The organism is Pseudomonas sp. HD6422, assembly GCF_025377065.1.
Taxonomy (GTDB): domain Bacteria; phylum Pseudomonadota; class Gammaproteobacteria; order Pseudomonadales; family Pseudomonadaceae; genus Aquipseudomonas; species Aquipseudomonas putida_U.
Genome location: NZ_JAHWIW010000002.1, coordinates 122243 through 140971 on the forward strand (window position 1 = coordinate 122243; position 18729 = coordinate 140971).

An 18729-nucleotide genomic window follows, 5' to 3' on the forward strand; every position below is an offset into this window, starting at 1 on the left:
CCCACCTTTCGTCCTCTGATTAATGAGCCAGGCGGGCCCTGCGCCCGGCCATGGCCCACCCCCAACCCATGCCGGCGCCGCGCACCGGCAGTGATGGAAAGAATCAGATGAGCACACAAGAATCCCAGGATTTCGTTCGGCGTTTCATTGGCCTGCCCCCCGAGAAGCAGCGGATCTTCTGGCGCAGTCTGCGCGAGCGGGGCGTGGACTTTGGCCTCTATCCGATCCCTGGGGGGCTGGCCCATGAGGCCCAGGTGCCGCTGTCGTACGCCCAGCGGCGGATGTGGGTGCTGTGGCAATTGCAGCCAGACAGTGGCGCCTACAACATCGCCTCGGCGGTACGCCTGGACGGAGAGCTCGACGTGGCGGCGCTGGAACGTGCGTTTGGCGCGTTGATCGAACGTCACTCGTCACTGCGCACCACCTTCGACCAGGATGATCAGCAGCCTTTCCAGGTGATCCAGGACGCCGGGGAGTTCCAACTGCAGGTGCGTGCCTGCGACGAAAGCCAGTTGCAGACCTCCCTGCAGCAGGAGGCGTTGGCTCCGTTCGACCTGCGTCAGGGGCCGCTGCTGCGTGCGGTGTTGCTGCAGACGGGGGAGCAGCGGCAGGTGCTGAGCCTGTGCATGCACCACATCGTCGCCGATGGCTGGTCGATGAATCTGCTGATCGACGAGCTGGTAGCGCTCTACGGCCAGTTCAGCGGTGGCGTGCCGGCGTCCCTGGCCGAACTGCCGATTGCCTATGCCGACTACGCGCTGTGGCAGAAGAGCCTGCTCGAAGCCGGTGAAGCCGAGCACCAGTTGGCCTACTGGCGGCAGGCGCTGGGGACCGAGCAACCGCCGCTGGAGCTACCGGCCGATCGCTTGCGCCCGGCCGAGCAGAGCCTGCGTGGGGCCAGCCTGGAGTTCAGCTTGCCGCCGGCGCTGTGTCAGGGCCTGCAGGCCCTGGCCCGGCAGCACAACGCTACGCTGTTCATGGTGCTGCTGGCGGCCTTCAAGGTGCTGTTGCACCGCTACAGTGGCCAGGCCGATATCCGCGTGGGGGTGCCGGTCGCCAACCGCAACCGCCTGGAGACCGAGCGCTTGATCGGCTTCTTCGTCAATACCCAGGTGTTGCGCAGCCAGCTCGATGGCCAGGTCAGTTTCACCGGGTTGCTGGCCCAGGTGAGAAACACCGTGCTGCAGGCCCAGGCCCACCAGGACCTGCCCTTCGAGCAACTGCTCGATGGCCTGGAACTGAGTCGCAGCCTGAGCTACAACCCGTTGTTCCAGGTCATGTACAACCACCAGCGGCGTGCGCTCGACCGCCTGCAGGGGTTGGCCGGCCTGGAGGCCCAGGTGCTCAGTGTCGGCGCCCCGGTGGCCAAGTTCGACCTTGGCCTGGACACCGCCGAGGATGCCGACGGCAACCTGTTCGCCACCCTCAGCTATGCCACCGACCTGTTCGACGCACCGCGCATGCAGCGCCTGTGCCGTCACTACCAGACGTTACTGGCCGAGGTCCTGGCCAAGCCAGAGGCGGCCCTGGCCGAGCTGTCACTGGTCGATGAGCAGGAGCTGGCCCGCCAGCGCCTGTTCAACGGCCCGCAGACGCCGGCAGTGCCTTACCAGCCGATCCATCAGCGTATCGCTGAACACGCCCGCCAACGGCCGCAGGCCACGGCCGTGCTCTGCCAGGGCCAGCGCCTGAGCTTCGCCGAGCTCGACCAACGGGCCAATCAACTGGCCTGGCACCTGCGCGGGCTTGGCATTGCCGCCGAAGCCCGCGTCGCGGTCGCCTTGCCACGCTCGCCGCAGATGCTGGTGGCGCTGTTGGCCGTGCTCAAGGCAGGCGCGGCCTACGTCCCGCTGGATGCCAGCTACCCCGCAGAGCGCCTGGCCTACCTGATGGAAGATGCCGGTGTGGCGCTGTTGCTCAGCGATGCCGGGTTGTTGCCCGACCTGCCGGTACCGGCGCATCTGCCGGTGCTGGACTTGGCCCGACTCGAGCTGCAGGGCCAGCCGCTGGACTGTCCAGCAGCGCACTGCGAGCCAGGTCAGCTGGCCTACCTGATCTACACCTCCGGCTCTACCGGCCAGCCCAAGGGCGTGGCCGTGGCACATGGTCCCCTGGCCATGCATTGCGCAGCCATCGGCCAGCGCTATCAGATGAGCGAGCACGACTGCGAACTGCACTTCATGTCGTTCGCCTTCGATGGCGCCCACGAGCGTTGGCTGACCACCCTCAGCCACGGCGGCAGCTTGCTGCTGCGCGACGACAGCCTGTGGACCCCGGAGCAGACCTACGCTGCCTTGCACGCGCACCAGGTGAGCGTGGTGGCCTTCCCGCCGGTCTACCTGCAGCAGCTGGCCGAGCATGCCGAGCGCCAGGGCAACCCGCCACCGGTGCGCATCTACTGCTTCGGCGGCGACGCCGTGCCGGAGGCCAGCTTCGAGCTGGTCAAGCGGGTGCTGCGTCCGCAGTTCATCATCAACGGCTATGGCCCGACCGAAACAGTGGTGACGCCGCTGATCTGGAAAGCCGCGCCTGACGAGCAGTGCGGCGCTGCCTATGCCCCCATCGGCAGCCTGATCGGCCAGCGCAGCGCCTGGGTGCTGGATAACGAACTCAATCCGGTGCCGCTGGGCGCGGTGGGCGAGTTGTACCTGGGCGGTGAGGGCCTGGCGCGAGGTTATCACCAGCGCCCAGGCCTGACCGCCGAGCGTTTCGTCGCCGACCCGTTCAGCAAGGGTGGCCGTCTTTACCGCTCCGGCGACCTGGTGCGCCAGCGCGAGGACGGGGTGGTGGAATACATCGGCCGTATCGACCAGCAGGTGAAAGTGCGCGGCTTTCGCATCGAGCTGGGCGAGATCGAGGCCCGCCTGCAACAGCACCCTGAGGTCCGTGAAGCGGTGGTGGTCGCCCGTGATGGGGTCGCCGGCAAGCAACTGGTGGGGTATCTGGTACCGCGCACCGAGTCTGCAGAGGAGGCGGCCCTGGCAGTGGCGGTCAAGGCCTGGCTGGGAGAAAGCCTGCCCGACTACATGGTGCCGGCGCACCTGATGCTGTTGGCCAGCCTGCCGCTGACGCCCAACGGCAAGCTCGACCGCAAGGCGCTGCCGGCCCCGGACCTGAGCCGGTTGCAGGATGCTTTCGTGGCGCCGCAGGGGCCGGTGGAGCCGGTGCTGGCCGACATCTGGCAGCGTTTGCTGGGCGTCGAGCAGGTCGGTCGCGATGACAACTTCTTCCAGCTCGGGGGCGATTCGATCGTCGCCATCCAGGTGGTCAGCCGCGCCCGTCAGGCAGGGCTGCAATTGAGCCCCAAGGACCTGTTCCAGCAGCAGACCCTGGCGGCCTTGGCCGCCGTCGCCCGCCGCGACCGGCTCGCGGTGGTGGATCAAGCACCGGCCCATGGCGAGTTGCTGCCCACACCGATCCAGCACTGGTTCTTCGACCTGCAATTGGCCAATGCCGACCATTGGAACCAATCGCTGTTGCTGACGCCCCGCCAGCCGTTGGCGGCGGACACGCTAGGCGTGGCCCTGCAGGCCGTGCTCGCCCAGCACGATGGGCTGCGCCTGGCTTTCAGTGGTCGCCAGGGACGCTTCCTGCCCCTGGCCGAGTTGCCAGACCCCCTGTGGCTGCGTTCGTTGGCCGATGCCCAGGGTTTGCAGGCCCTGTGCAGCGAAGCCCAGGCCAGCCTCGACCTGGCCAGCGGTGCCCTGCTGCGTGCGCTGTTGGTGCAACTGCCCAACGCTGAGCAGCGACTGTTGCTGGTGGTGCATCACCTGGTCATCGATGGGGTGTCCTGGCGCATCCTGCTTGAAGACCTCGACAGCGCCTGGCGCCAGGCGGTCGAGGGGCAGGTGCCGCGTTTGCCGGCCCGGACCACGTCGTTGCAGCGTTGGTCGCAGCAGTTGCAGAACTACGCGCGCAGCCCGGCCCTGCAGGCCGAACTGGGCTTCTGGCAGGCACAACTGGCCGGTGCCAGTACGACGTTGCCCGAAGATGGCCAGCCGGGCAGCACGCCACAGCTTCAGGCCACCCGCCTGCGCAGCGTGCTGGACCGCCAGCGCACGCGTCAGTTGGTGCAACTGGCGCCCGCCAGTTACCGCACGCAGATCAATGACCTGCTGCTCACCGCCCTGGCCCGGGTGCTGGTGCGCTGGACCGGTCAGCCGACAGCATTGGTGCAGCTCGAGGGCCACGGCCGCGAGCAGGCGGTGGTCGGCGATGCCGATCTGAGCCGTACCCTGGGTTGGTTCACCAGCGTGTTTCCGCTACAGCTGACGCCGCGCAGCGAGCTGGCCGAGTCGATCAAGGCGATCAAGGAACAGCTGCGCGCGGTGCCCAACAAAGGCCTGGGCTATGGCGTACTGCGTTACCTCAGCGATGCCGGCGCCGCCCTTCAGGCCTTGCCGCAGCCGCGCATCACCTTCAACTACCTGGGCCAGTTCGACGCCAACTTCGCTGCCGATGCCGCCTGGCTGCCGGCCAACGAAGCGCGCGGCAGCGACGTCGATGCCCTGGCGCCACTGACCTCTGACCTGGGTATCGATGGCCAGGTGTACGACGGCTGCCTGAGCCTGACCTGGACCTTCAGTGACCAACGATTCCGCGTCGAGACAATCCAGGCCCTGGCCGATGCTTTCACTGCTGAACTGGTGGAGCTGATCGAGCACTGCCTGTGCGTCGGCGAGGCCGGCGTCACGCCATCGGACTTCACCCAGCGTGATCTTGAGCAGCAGGAGCTCGATGCACTGGCCGTGCCGGTGGCCGAGATCGAAGACATCTACCCGTTGACCGCCTTGCAGCAAGGCATGTTGTTCCACTGCCTGTATACGCCGCACAGCGCCGCCTATGTGAATCAGATGCGCGTGGATGTCGACGGCCTCGATGTGGAGGCTTTCGCCGCAGCCTGGCAAGCCGTGCTCGACCGTCACCCGGTGTTGCGCGCCGGTTTCCACTGGGAGGGCATGGCGCGACCGCTGCAGGTTATCCACAAGCAGGCACGCCTGCCCCTGAGCCTGAAGGACTACCGTGCACGCACCGACCTGGACGACGCCCTGGCACACCTGGCCGGGGCCGACCAGGCCGCCGGTTTCGTGCTGAACCAGGCGCCATTGCTGCGCCTGACCCTGGTGCAGGTGAGCGCCCACCGCCACCACCTGATCTTCACCAGCCACCATTTGCTGCTCGATGGCTGGAGCAATTCGCAACTGCTCGGCGAGGTGCTGCAGCACTACGCCGGGCAGACACCGGCCAGCGCCGCCGGCAGCTATCGCGACTACCTGCACTGGCTGCAGCGGCGCGACCCAGCGCTCAGCCAGGATTTCTGGCTGCAGCGCCTGGCCTTGCTCGACGAGCCCACCCGCTTGGCCGCGACCTTGGGCAGGGGCGGTGAGGGCGAGGGTCATGGCGAGCACCAACTGCAACTCGATGGGCAACACAGCCAGCAGTTGGCGGCGTTCGCCCGGCAGCACAAGACCACCCTGAACACCCTGGTGCAGGCAGCCTGGGCCTTGCTCCTGCAGCGCTTCAGTGGGCAGTCGGGGGTGGCTTTCGGCACGACCGTTTCGGGCCGTCCGGCGCACCTGGCAGGCATCGAGCAGCAGTTGGGTCTGTTCATCAACACGCTACCGATGGTATTGGCGCCGCAGCCGCAACTCACCGTCCTGCAATGGCTGCACGCCGTACAGGAGGCCGGCCTGGCCCTGCGGGAACATGAGCACGTAGCGCTGGTCGATGTGCAGCGCTGGGCCGGGCAGCCTGGCGAGGCGCTGTTCGATACCCTGCTGGTGTTCGAGAACTACCCGATCAGCGAAGCGTTGCAGGCTGGAGCGCCGCAGGGCTTGAGCTTTGGCCCGGTGCAGGCGCAGGAGCAGACCAATTACCCGCTGACGGTGCTGGTGACCGCTGGCGAATGCCTGGCAGTGCAGTTCAAATACCAGCACCAGGCGTTCAGCCAGGAGGCGGTCGAGCGGCTGGGCAGCTATCTGCGTCAATTGCTGCTGGGCTTCATGGCCCAGCCCCAGGGCTGTCTTGCCGGCATCGACGGCTTCGATGATGACGAGGGTGAGGCCTTGTTGGCGATTGGCCGGAGTTCGGCTGACCTGCACGTCCCGCCGCTCGGTCTGGCCCAGTGGGTAGAGGCCCAGGTGCGACGCCGTCCCGGCGCGTTGGCGCTGATTGCCGGCGAGCAGCACCTGAGCTACGAGCAGCTCAACCAGCAGGCCAACCGCTTGGCCCACAAGCTGCGTGAAATGGGCGTGCAGCCTGGAGTGCTGGTCGGGGTGGCGCTGCAGCGCACGGCCTGGCTGCCGGTCGCTGTGCTGGCAGTGCTCAAGGCCGGTGGCGCGTACGTGCCGATCGACCCGGACTACCCCCGTGAGCGCCAGGCCTACATGCTCGAGGACAGCGACGCCGGCCTGCTGATCACCGAGCAGGCGCTGCAGGGCAGACTGCCTGTGGTCAGCGCTGTGCAGCAACTGTGCGTCGACAGCGCATGGGGCGATTATCCCGCCTGTGACCTGCCAGCCCTCGCCCAGCCCGAAGACCTGGCCTACGTGATCTACACCTCAGGCTCCACCGGCCAGCCCAAGGGCGTGGCCATCGAGCAGCGCAACGCCAGTGCGCTGATCAGCTGGGCGCAGCGCGTGTACAGCCCGGAGCAGCTGCAGGGCGTACTGGCCAGTACCTCGGTGTGCTTCGATCTGTCGGTGTGGGAGCTGTTCGTGACCCTGGCCAGCGGGGGCTACCTGGTGCTGGCTGACAATGCCCTGGCCCTGCCGACGCTGGCCGCACGCGACCAGGTGCGGTTGATCAACACGGTGCCCTCGGCGATCGCTGCGTTGCTGCGTGCCGGGGAGGTTCCGCCGAGTGTGCGCATCGTCAACCTGGCGGGCGAGGCCCTGCAGCAGAGCCTGGTCGACGAATTGTACGCCCTGGGCCACATCGAGCAGGTGTTCGACCTCTACGGCCCTTCCGAAGACACCACCTATTCCACCTTCTGCCGCCGCCAGGCCGGTGGCCGTGCCAGCATCGGTCGCACGCTGCCCGGCACGGTCAGCTATATCCTCGATCCGACCGGAGTTCCGGTGCCTGCCGGCGTAGTTGGCGAACTGTACCTGGCTGGCGCCGGCCTGGCCCGTGGCTATCTGGGCAAGCCGGGGATGACCGCCGAGAAGTTCGTCGCCGATCCGTTCGGTGCGCCAGGCCAACGCATGTACCGCACGGGTGACCTGGTGCGGTACAACGCCCAGGGCGACCTGGAGTACGTCGGGCGCATCGACCACCAGGTGAAGATCCGCGGCCTGCGTATCGAGCTGGGCGAAATCGAAGCCGGCCTGCTCGCCTTCCCAGGTGTCAGCGCTGCGTTGGTCCAAGCCCAGTCGTTCGCCTCCAGCCAGCAGTTGGTGGCCTATGTGGCCACCGGTGCGGAGCAGGTCTCGGTCGACAGCCTCAAGGCGCACCTACGCCAGTGCTTGCCGGCCTACATGGTGCCGACCCATTTCATGCTGTTGCCCGAGCTGCCGTTGACGCCCAATGGCAAGGTCGACCGCAAGGCATTGCCGGCGATCGAGCGCGACAGCCAGGACGCGGCGCCGGTCGCGGCGGGCAATGACGTGGAGGCGAGCCTGTTGCAGATCTGGCGGGCGGTGCTGGGTGAAACCGAAATCGGCATGCATGACAACTTCTTCGAGTTGGGCGGCGATTCGATCATCTCCATCCAGGTGGTGGGCCGTGCCCGCCAGCTGGGGTTGCGCCTGTCGCCCAAGGACCTGTTCGAACACCCGACCCTGCATGCCCTGGCGCGAGTGGTGCGCGTCGATCAAGGCGAAACCTGCCCCCAGGGACCGGTGACCGGAGAGCAGCCGCTGACGCCGATCCAGCGCAGCTTCTTCGAGCGTCAGCTGGCCCGTCCCGGACACTGGAACCAGGCCGTGCTCCTGCACCTGCGTGAGCCCCTGGCGTTGTCGGTGCTGGAATCGGCGCTGGCGGCGCTGCAGGATCAGCATGACGTGCTACGCCTGGTGTTCGAGGGTGGCGTCGGCTACTACCGCGAGGCTGCCGGCGGGCCGCTGGCGTGGCATCGCCAAGCTGCCGATGGCGATGAGCTGCAACGCCTGTGCGATGCCGCGCAGGCCAGTCTCGACCTGGGCCGTGGGCCGATCTGGCGCGCCATGCTGGTGGACATGGCTGACGGCAGCCAGCGGCTGCTGCTGGTTATCCACCACCTGGTGGTCGACGGGGTCTCGTGGCGCATTCTGCTCGAAGACCTGCACGGTCTCTGCCAGCAGATCGCCGCCGGCCAGGCGCCGCGCTTGCCGGCCAAGACCTGGGCATTCCAGCGCTGGGCCGAGCGCCTGCAGGCCTATGCCGGGAGTGCCGAGGTCAAGGCCGAGCTGGGCTACTGGCAACAACAACTGCAGGGCGCCGAGCGGCCGCTGCCGGGGGCGGACACCCAGGGCAGCCAGGCCAGTGAACATGCGTGCAGCGTGGTCACCCGGCTGGACGCCGAATGCACCCGGCAATTACTGCAGCAGGCCCCGGCGGCCTACCGCAGCCAGGTCAACGACCTGCTGCTCAGTGCCCTGGCCCGGGTACTGTGTGCCTGGACCGGGCAGGACTCTGCCCAGGTGCTGCTCGAAGGCCACGGCCGCGAGGAGCTGTTCGACGATGTCGACCTGTCGCGCACCCTGGGTTGGTTCACCAGTGCCTATCCGCAACGGCTGACCCCTGCCGCCGACATGGCGAGCACCATCAAGACCATCAAGGAGCAATTGCGCGCCGCGCCAGCCAAAGGCATCGGCTTCGGTGTGCTGCGCTACCTGGGCGATGCCGACAGCCGCCAGGCCCTGGCGGCGCTCGGCGAGCCACGCATCACCTTCAACTACCTCGGCCAGTTGGACAGCAGCCTCGACGCCCAAGGCCTGTTCGCCCCGGCCCGGGAAAGCAGCGGCGCCAGCCAGGCCCCCGATACGCCGCTGGGCAACTGGCTGAGCCTCAATGGTCAGGTGATGGACGGCGAACTGGCCATGCACTGGAGCTTCAGCGACCAGGTGTTCGAGCCGGTGGCGATCCAGGCCCTGGCCGAGCGTTACGGCGATGAACTGCGGGCGCTGGTAGCCCACTGCCTGGGCAGTGAGGCCGGTGCCCTGACCCCTTCGGACGTGGTGGGCGTAGCGCTCAGCCAGGACGCCCTCGATGAATTGCTCAGCGACTTCTAACGCCTTATGGAAATCCCTATGACCTCCAGCAACCCACGCCAGAAAGCCAATATCCAGGTGGTTGCACCGATCACGTCGGTGCAGAAGGGCATCCTCGCCTATTCGCTCAAGTGCGGCACCCAGGACCCGTATCACTACCAGCAGGTGTTCAGCCTGCGCGGCGACCTGCAGATCGCCGCGTTTCGGCAGGCGTTGCAGCATACCGTCGACCGCCACCAGGCCCTGCGCGCCGATTACCGCTGGGAAGAAGTGGATGTGCCGGTGCAGATCATCTTCAAGCAATTCCCGGTGGCCTTGTCGACCCTTGACTGGAGTGCCTGCAGCCGCGACGAACAGTGGGCGCGGCTGCGCCAGTTGCTGGCCGACAAACGCGCTGCCGGCTATGCATTCCGCCAGGCGGCCGACCTGTCGTTCAACCTGGTGCGGGTGAGCCCCGACGAGCACTGGTTGGTGTGGAGCTATCACCACATCAACCTCGATGGCTGGGGGCTGGGCGTGGCGCTGCGCGACACCCTGCTCGCCTACCGCCGGCTGGCCGCCGGCGAGGTGCTGGCCGCCCAGGGCGGCACCGACTACGTCAACTACCTGAGCTGGTTGCAGGCACGCCACGACAGCACCCGTACCGAGGCCTACTGGCGCAGCGTGTTCCCCGAGGCCGTGGGCCTGACGCCATTGCCGCACCAGGCGGCCAATCCGGCCCAGGCCGGGCGCTATGGCGAGCGCGGTTTTGACCTGGACGTGGCGGCCACGGCCAGACTGCAGACGCTGTGCCGTCAGGCCGGGGTGACCCTGAATACCGTGGTGCAAGGGGCCTGGGCGTTGTTGCTGGGCCGCTACGCCGGTCAGGATGAGGTGATCTTCGGCACCACGCTGTCCGGGCGCTCCCCTGAGCACGACGGGGTGGAGAACATCGTCGGGCTGTTCATCAACACCCTGCCGGCGCGCATCGCCGTGGTCGACGAACAACCGTTGGGGCAGTGGCTCAAGGGCATTCAGGCCCAGGCTCTGCAGACCCGCGAGCACGAGCACAGCGCGCTGCAGGACATTCTCAAGCTGACCGGCAACGACGCCGGACGCGGACTGTTCGAGAGCATCCTGGTGTTCGAGAACTTCCCCCTGGTCGAAGCCGTACCGCCCCGCGAGCACGAACTGAGCGTCAACCTGTTGCCCTCGCTGGAGCGCGGGGAGGGCGGTTCGGGCACGGCTGGGCGCTCCAACTATCCATTGAGCCTGATGGTCGAACCGGGCAACCGGCTAGGGTTGCTGCTGGCCTGGCACCGTGAGCATTTCAGCGACGAGGCGGCCGGGCAGATCATCGCTCAGCTCACCCATGTGCTGCAGGCCATGGGCCGCGGTGCCGAGCAACACGTGGGTGATCTGCGTCTGCTGGCGCCGGAGCAAGCCAGCAGCGAAACGCAGGCCCTGGAGCCAGGCACGCCGCTGCAGGCTTTCGCCGCAGCCGTGGCGCGCAACCCACAGGCCTTGGCGATCGCCGATGACAGCGAGGCGCTGACCTACGCGCAACTGGACCATGCCAGCGAGCGTGTCGCGGCCTGGTTGGAGGCCCAGCGCTGGCCGCTGGCGACACCTGTGGCGCTGCAGTTGCAGCGCGGCTGCGACTGGGTGGTGGCCTTGCTCGGCGTGCTCAAGGCCGGACTCAGCTATGTGCCGCTGGAGCCCTCGACTCCCGCCGATCGCCTGGCCCGGGTCCTGACGCAAAGCGGCGCGGCGCTGCTGATCGGAGCCCAGGCCGACGCCGTCGGCGACGGTTCGACGAATCTGCGCCGGGAGGCCATCGCCACCCTGCGCGCCTGCCAGGACGCCCGTCAGCCGCGTCCGGTGGCACCGGGCAGCACCGCCTACCTGATCTATACCTCTGGTTCTACGGGGGCGCCCAAAGGCGTCGAGGTCAGCCATGCGGCGTTGCATCAGTATGTGCAGGGCCTGTTGCAGCGTGTGCAGATTCCGCCCGAGGCGAGCATGGCCATGGTGTCCACCGTGGCCGCCGATCTGGGCCACACCGTATTGTTCGGCGCGCTGTGCAGTGGTCGGGCACTGCACCTGTTCAGTGACCGGCAGGTGCGCGATCCCGATGCGTTCGCCCAGTCCATGGCCGAGCGCCAGGTGGGCGTGTTGAAGATCGTGCCGAGCCATCTACGCGGTCTGTTGCAGGCGAGCCGGGCAGCCGACGTGTTGCCGGCCCATGCCCTGATACTCGGTGGCGAGGCCTGTGACTGGCCGCTGCTGGAGCAAGTACGGGCACTGAAGCCTGCCTGCCGGTTGTACAACCACTATGGGCCCAGCGAGACCACGGTGGGCGTGCTGGCCACCGAGGTGCAGCCGCAAGTGCCCCACGGCGTCCGGGTGCCGCTTGGCACGCCACTGGGGCAGGTGCGTGTGCATGTGCTGGACGCCGACCTGAACCCCTTGCCTGCCGGAGCCATTGGCGAGCTGTACGTGGCCGGTCCGACCCTGGCCACGGCTTATCGCCAGGCCCCAGGGCTGACCGCCGAACGCTTCCTGGCCAATCCCTTCGCCAGCGGCGAGCGCATTTACCGCACGGGTGATCGGGTACGCCGCTGCCTGGACGGTTCCCTGGAGTTCTTCGGGCGGATCGACGAGCAGATCAAGCTGCGCGGCTACCGTATCGAGCTGGGCGAAATCGCTGCCACCTTGAAGGGTCTGGACGGCGTTCAGGATGCCGTCGCCGTGCTCGATGACAGCGGTCAGGCCGCCCAACTGCTGGGCTACCTGGTGCTGAGCGAGGGCGCTGACCTGGATCAGGTACGCGCACGGGCCGGCGAATGCCTGCCTGAATATATGCTGCCCTCGCGGTGGATGACCCTGACGACCATGCCGGTGACGGCCAACGGCAAGCTCGACCGCAAGGCGCTGCCGGCCATCGAGGAACTGCGCAGCAGCAAAGTGGCGCCGCGCAGCGCTGAAGAGCAGTTGCTGGCAGAGGTCTGGGCCGATGTGCTCAAGCTGCCGGAAGTGGGCATCAACGAGAACTTCTTCGAACTGGGCGGGGACTCCATTCTCAGTCTGCAGATCATCGCCCGGGCACGACGTCGTGGGCTGAAGCTGAGCTCGCGGCAGATCTTCGAAATGCAGACCATCGAGCAATTGGCCGCCAGCGTCGTCAGCGCCACGCCTGAACCTGCCGCGGCTGGCAAGCCTGCACCCCAGGGGCGTGTCGGCTTGCTGCCGATTGCCCGACGCTTCTTCGAGCGCCAGGTGCCGCAAGCCCATCATTGGAACCAGTCGCTGCTACTGTCCGCCCGCCAGCCACTGGACGCCGAGCGCCTGGCTCAGGCCCTGGAAGCGTTGCTGCGCCATCACGATGCGCTGCGTCTGCGTTTCAGCCAGCAGCAGGGCCAGTGGCAAGGCGAGTTCGCCGCCGTGCCTGCCGGCAGCAGTTTGCTCTGGCAGCGCCAGGCCGCCGACAGCGAAGCTCTGCGCGCCCACTGCGAACAGGCCCAGCGCAGCCTCGATCTGGCGCAAGGGCCGCTGCTACGCGCGTTGCTGGTGGACATGGCCGACGGCACTCAGCGTTTGCTGCTGGTGATCCATCACCTGGTGGTGGACGGTGTGTCGTGGCGTGTACTGCTCGAAGACCTGCAAGCGCTCTATGAAGGTGGCCCGGGCCACTTACTGCCGGCATCCACAGCGTCTTTGCCGCAGTGGCTGCAGTGCCTGGAACGGCACGCCGGGTCGTCGACGCTGCAGGCGCAGCTGCCGTTCTGGCTGGCGCAAGGTACCGAGGCGGCGGGATCGTTGCCATGCCAGGTTCCGGCCCGGGAGCCGAGCAACGCCAGCGCCCGCAGCATCGCCGTGCGCCTGGACGGCGAGCGCACCGCGCAATTGCTCAAGCAGGCCCCGGCCGCCTACCGCACCCAGATCAACGACCTGCTGCTGACCGCCCTGGCCCGTACCTTGTGCCGCTGGAGCGCCAGCCGCGCGTGCCTGATCCAGCTGGAAGGTCATGGCCGCGAGCCGCTGGACGACGCCCTCGACCTGAGTCGCAGCGTGGGTTGGTTCACCAGCCTGTATCCGCTGCAACTGACACCGGCCGAGGGCCTGGGCGACTCGATCAAGGCCATCAAGGAGCAGTTGCGCGCCGTGCCGGAAAAAGGCCTGGGCTACGGGGTACTGCGCTACCTGGGCAGTGCCGAACAGGCCGAGCGTTTGGCCGAGCTGCCGACGCCGCGGGTGACCTTCAACTACCTGGGCCAGTTCGACGGCAGCTTCAGCGACGATGGCCTGCTGACACCGGCCAACGAAGGCACCGGTGCCAACCAGAGCGCCGAAGCGCCGATCAGCAATTGGTTGACCATCAACGGCCAGGTGCATGAAGGCCAGTTGACCCTCAACTGGATCTACAGCGCCGAGCTGTTCGATGCGGCGACCCTGCAGGGTGTGGCCGACGACTACCTGGCCGAGTTGCAGGCGATCATCGAGCATTGCTGCTCGGACGCTGCCGGTGGCTTGACGCCCAGCGATGTCGCCCTGGCACGCCTGGACCAGGCCCAGCTCGACCAATTGGGCCTGACGCCGCGCGCGGTAGAAGACATTTACCCACTCGCACCGATGCAGCAGGGGTTGCTTTTCCATTCGGTCAATGCGCCGTCCTCCGGTTTGTATGTCAATCAAGTCAACGTCCGGGTGCACGGCCTGCAGGTGCCGCGCTTGCGCGATGCCTGGGCTCAGGTGATCGACCGTCATGCCATCCTGCGTACCGGATTCCTCTGGCGCGACGACCTGCGTGAGCCGCTGCAAGTGGTGCGACAGCAGGTGGCCGTGCCCGTCAGCGAATTGGACTGGCGTGACCTCGACGCCGATGTGCAACAGGCCCGGCTGCAGGCGCTGGGGCTCGAGGAGCGGGCCCGGGGTTTCGACCTGGAGCAGGCGCCGTTGCTGAGGATCTTGCTGGTCAGAGTGGCCGAGGATACCCACCACCTGATCTGGACCAGCCACCACATCCTCCTGGACGGCTGGAGCAGCGCGCGCTTGATCAGCGAAATGATGCAGGCCTACCTGGGCGAGCCGCTGCCGGCCGTGGCCGGTCGCTACCGCGACTACCTGGGCTGGCTGGCGCGCCAGGACCAGGCTCGCAGCGAGGTATTCTGGCGCGAACGCCTGCAGGCCCTGGAGGCGCCGACCTTGCTGGCCGAGAGCCTGCCTTGCAGTGCATCGGCCAGCGGTCACGGGGTGACCTATACCCGCCTGGATGCCAGCGCCACCCAACGCTTGCAGGCGTTCGCCCAGGCCCAGCGGGTCACGCTCAACACTGTGGTGCAGGCCGCGTGGATCCTGTTGCTGCAGGCCTACACCGGGCAAACCACCCTGGCCTTCGGCGCCACGGTGTCCGGACGCCCGGCGGCACTGCCTGGCTCCGAGGAAATGCTCGGCCTGTTCATCAACACCTTGCCGGTGATCCAGACCCCGCGCAGCGAGCAACCGCTAGGCGAATGGCTGCGTGAGCTGCAGGCCTACAACCTGGCCCTACGCGAGCACGAGCACACGCCGCTGTCGCAGTTGCAGCGTTGGGCGGGACAGGGCGGCCAGGCGTTGTTCGACAGCATCATCGTGTTCGAGAACTACCCGGTGGACCGGGCGTTCCAGTCCCGCACCGAGCACGGTCTGCGCTTCGAGAAACCGAGCAAGGTCGATGTCACCCACTTCGCCATGGACCTGGCGGTGAGCGTCGGCAGCACCTTGGAAATCGAGTACCTGTACCTGCGCGACAAGTTCGAAAGCGACCACGCCGAGCGCCTGCGTGGCCACATGGAACATCTGCTGCAGGCCGTCAGCGAGGATGCCCATCGACCCTTGGGGCAGTTGGCGCTGGTGCCGATGCCGGCACCCCGGACGCGGCAGGTCGCTGCCGAGCACCTGCCGCTGCACCAGTGCATCGCCGAGCAGGCGATGCGCCAGCCGGACAGCGTGGCATTGCTGTGCCAGGACCGGCAGTTGACCTTCGCCGAACTGGATGCCCAGGCCAGTCGCTTGGCGGCCCATCTGCACAGCCTGGGCCTGCCTGGCCACAGTCATATCGGCCTGGCCCTGCCTCGCTCGGAACAGATGATCGTGGCCATGCTGGCAGTGCTCAAAGCCGGCCATGTCTATGTGCCGTTGGACACCAGCTACCCGCGTGAACGCCTGCAGTATCTGGTGGAAGATGCCGCCATCGGCGTGCTGCTGAGCCATAGCGCATTGGCCACCAAGGTGCCGGCACCAGCCTCGGGACAGGTGTTGTTGCTGGACCAACTCGACCTTTGCGCGGTGCCCACCGACAGTCTTTCGGCGCAGGTGCAGGTCGATGACCTCGCCTACCTGATCTACACCTCCGGTTCCACCGGCCAGCCCAAAGGCGTTGCCGTTGCCCATGGAGCCCTGGCCGCACACTGCGCAGCCATTGGCCAGCGCTACGAGATGAGCCCTGCCGACCGCGAGCTGCTGTTCATGTCATTCGCCTTCGACGGTGCCCAGGAGCGCTGGCTGACCGCGTTGAGCCACGGCGCCAGCCTGGTGATCCGCGATGATGAGTTGTGGACCGCCGAGCGCACCTATCAGGCCCTGCACGAGTACCAGGTGACGGTGGCGGCATTCCCGCCGGTGTACCTCCAGCAATTGACCGAGGAGGCTGAGCGCGACGGCAACCCACCGCCGATGCGGATCTACTGCTTCGGCGGTGAGGCGGTGCCCCAGGCCAGTTTCGAGCGGGCCAAGGCGGCCTTGCGCCCGCAATACATCATCAACGGTTACGGCCCCACCGAAACGGTGATTACACCTCTGCTGTGGAAGGCGTCGTCCGACACTTCTTGTGAGGCCAGCTATGCGCCGATCGGCACTGCCGTGGGCGAGCGGGAGCTGCACGTTCTGGACGCCCGCTTGAATCCAGTGCCGGTGGGCGTCGCAGGCGAGCTGTACATCGGCGGCACGCTGGCGCGCGGCTACCATCAGCGGCCCGGCCTGACCGCCGAGCGCTTCGTCGCCGACCCGTTCAGCGTCGGCGGACGGCTGTACCGCACGGGCGACCTGGTGCGCGAGCGCGCCGATGGGGTCATCGACTACCTTGGGCGAATCGACCACCAGGTGAAGATCCGTGGGTTCCGCATCGAGCTGGGTGAAATCGAAGCCTGCCTGCGCCTGCAACCTGGGGTACGCGAGGCGGTGGTGGTGGCGGCTGAAGCCGTCAGCGGCCAGCAACTGATCGCCTATGTGGTACTGACGCCAGATCAGGCTCCGCAGCAGGCGGCGTTGGATGCGCTACGCCAGCAGTTGCAGGCGAGCTTGCCCGACTACATGGTGCCGAGCCAGTGGTGTGCATTGACGCAGCTACCGCTGATGCCCAACGGCAAGCTCGACCGTCAGGCCTTGCCGGCGCCCAGCGCGGTCGGCCAACGTCCGTTCCGGGCGCCGCAGACGGCTCTGGAGCAGGCCTTGGCCGAGATCTGGCAACAGGTCCTGCAGGTCGAGCGGGTCGGCTTGGACGACAACTTCTTCGAGCTCGGTGGTGATTCGATCCTCAGCCTGCAACTGGTGGCCCGCTGCCGGGCGCTCAAGGCTCAGGGATTCAGCCTGAAGCTGCGCGAACTGATGCAGAAACCGAGCATCGCCCAACTGCTACCGCGGGATGCCGCGGTGAGCAGTCCCGAACTGCTGCTGAGCATGAACACTGCCGGACCGGATGCTCCGCTGCTGTTCTGCGTGCATGCCGGGTTCGGCACGGTGTTCGACTACGAGCCGTTGGCGCGGCGTCTGGATGGCCAATGCCGGGTCTATGGCATCCAGTCGCGGATGCTGCTCGATCCGCAGTGGCAGGACGCATCGCTGCAACAGATGGCCAGTGACTACGTGCACGCCGTGCGCGCCCGCCAACCACAGGGGCCATACCAGCTGTTGGGCTGGTCGCTGGGGGCGACGCTGGCAACGCTGATGGCGGCCGAACTGGAGCGCATGGGTCAGCAGGTCAGCGTGCTTGCCCTGGTCGACGGATACGTACCCAATCCACACGGGCCAGCGCTAGAGGATGACTGGCGGCTTGATCTGCAGGCGTTCCTTGGGCTGATGGCCGAGGGGCGCAGCCTGCCCCCGGTGGCAGCGAGCGAGGAAGACCGCGAAGCGGTTTCGAGCTATGTACAGGCGTTTCTTGCCGAGGGCGCAGACCCGCAGAGCTTCGCTGCCCGTCTGGGCAGCGAGGAATTGACCCAGGTGTTCTGCGTGGCCCGTCGCCTCAAACAACTGTCACGGCAATTGCCGGCTTGTCCGACAGTGCAGGCCCAGCCGCTGTGCTGGTGGATCGGCCAGCGCGAAGCCGACGCTCGGCGTCTGGCTGCCCAGTTAGGACAACAGCCGTTCACCCAGGCGACCCTGGAGGGCGGGCATTTCGAGGTGATGCACAGTTCGGTCTTGCTCGATGCCCTGCAGGGGCTGTTGAGCGAGTCGCTGGAGCGCGCCCGGTGAAACCTTCGATGAGAGAACGTGGTATGGCGTTGAACCCGGAAATCGCAGCATTCCTGGAGCTGGCCCAAGCGGGCCGGTCCCAGGGCAAAGTACAGGCCATGGCTGACCTCAGCCCGGAGCAGGCGCGCAGCGAGTTCGAACTGACCTCGCAGCGTCTCGACCTGGGACCGGAGCCTGTGCACAGGGTGCAGGCCTTGACCATTCCCGGCCCCGGCGGGCCGCTGGCAGCGCGGCTGTATCGCGACGTGGTGGATGATGCTGCACTGCCGGTCCTGTTGTATTTCCACGGCGGCGGCTATGTGGTTGGCAGTCTCGACTCCCACGATTCGCTGTGCCGCGCCCTGGCCCAGCAGGCGCGTTGTGCGGTGCTGGCGGTGGCCTACCGGCTGGCCCCGGAACAGCGCTTCCCAGGGGCCTGCGAGGATGCCCTGCAGGCGTTGCAGTGGTTGCTGGGCAACGCCGCTGAGCTGGCTCTGGACCCGTCGCGTGTGGCCCTCGGTGGCGACAGTGTCGGCGGCAGCCTGGCCACGGTGCTGGCCAACCAGTTGGCGGCCAACCCGGACCTGGCTGACGTGCAACCGCGCTTGCAAGTGCTGATCTACCCGGTGACCGACGCCACCGACCAAGGCGACTCGATGCAGCGGTTCGCCGAGGGTTATTTGCTCGAGGCGCGTACCCTGGAATGGTTCTATCAGCATTATCAGCGCCAGCCCGAGGACCGGCTGGACCCGCGCTTCTCACCGTTGCTCGGTACCGTGCCCGGCACTGCCGCTCCGATGCTGATGCTGGTGGGCGATCACGATCCGCTCTACGACCAGGCCCTGGCTTATGCCGACAAGGCGCGTTCGAGCGGGGTCCGGGTGCGCTGCGAAGTGTACGAGGGCATGACCCACGACTTCGTGCGCATGGGTGCGTTGGTGGATGAGGCTGAGCAGGCCCAGGCGCTGATCGCCGAGGTTTTGTTGGAGGTGTTTGGCTCAGGGGTGTTCGCTTAGGTGGTGCGGGGTTGGGGGGGGGGGGGGGGGGGGGGGGGGCGCGCCCGCCCCCC

Annotated in this window: 3 protein-coding genes; all 3 read left to right on the forward strand. The window is 67.2% G+C overall.

Annotated features, from left to right (window positions below):
* Positions 1–107: 107 nt before the first annotated feature.
* From KY379_RS01785 to KY379_RS01795, 3 genes are read left to right on the forward strand one after another with little or no spacing between them, the layout of a single operon-like run.
* Positions 108–9212, forward strand: a complete 9105-nt coding sequence (locus tag KY379_RS01785) for a non-ribosomal peptide synthetase (RefSeq protein WP_261240147.1) — start codon at positions 108–110, stop codon at positions 9210–9212.
* 18 nt (positions 9213–9230) lie between these two features.
* Positions 9231–17681, forward strand: coding sequence for a non-ribosomal peptide synthetase (locus KY379_RS01790; protein ID WP_261240145.1), 8451 nt, complete (start codon positions 9231–9233; stop codon positions 17679–17681).
* Between the two features lie 23 nt (positions 17682–17704).
* A complete protein-coding gene (locus KY379_RS01795) occupies positions 17705–18676 on the forward strand; it encodes an alpha/beta hydrolase (RefSeq protein ID WP_261240192.1) in 972 nt (323 codons plus the stop codon).
* Positions 18677–18729 lie beyond the last annotated feature (53 nt).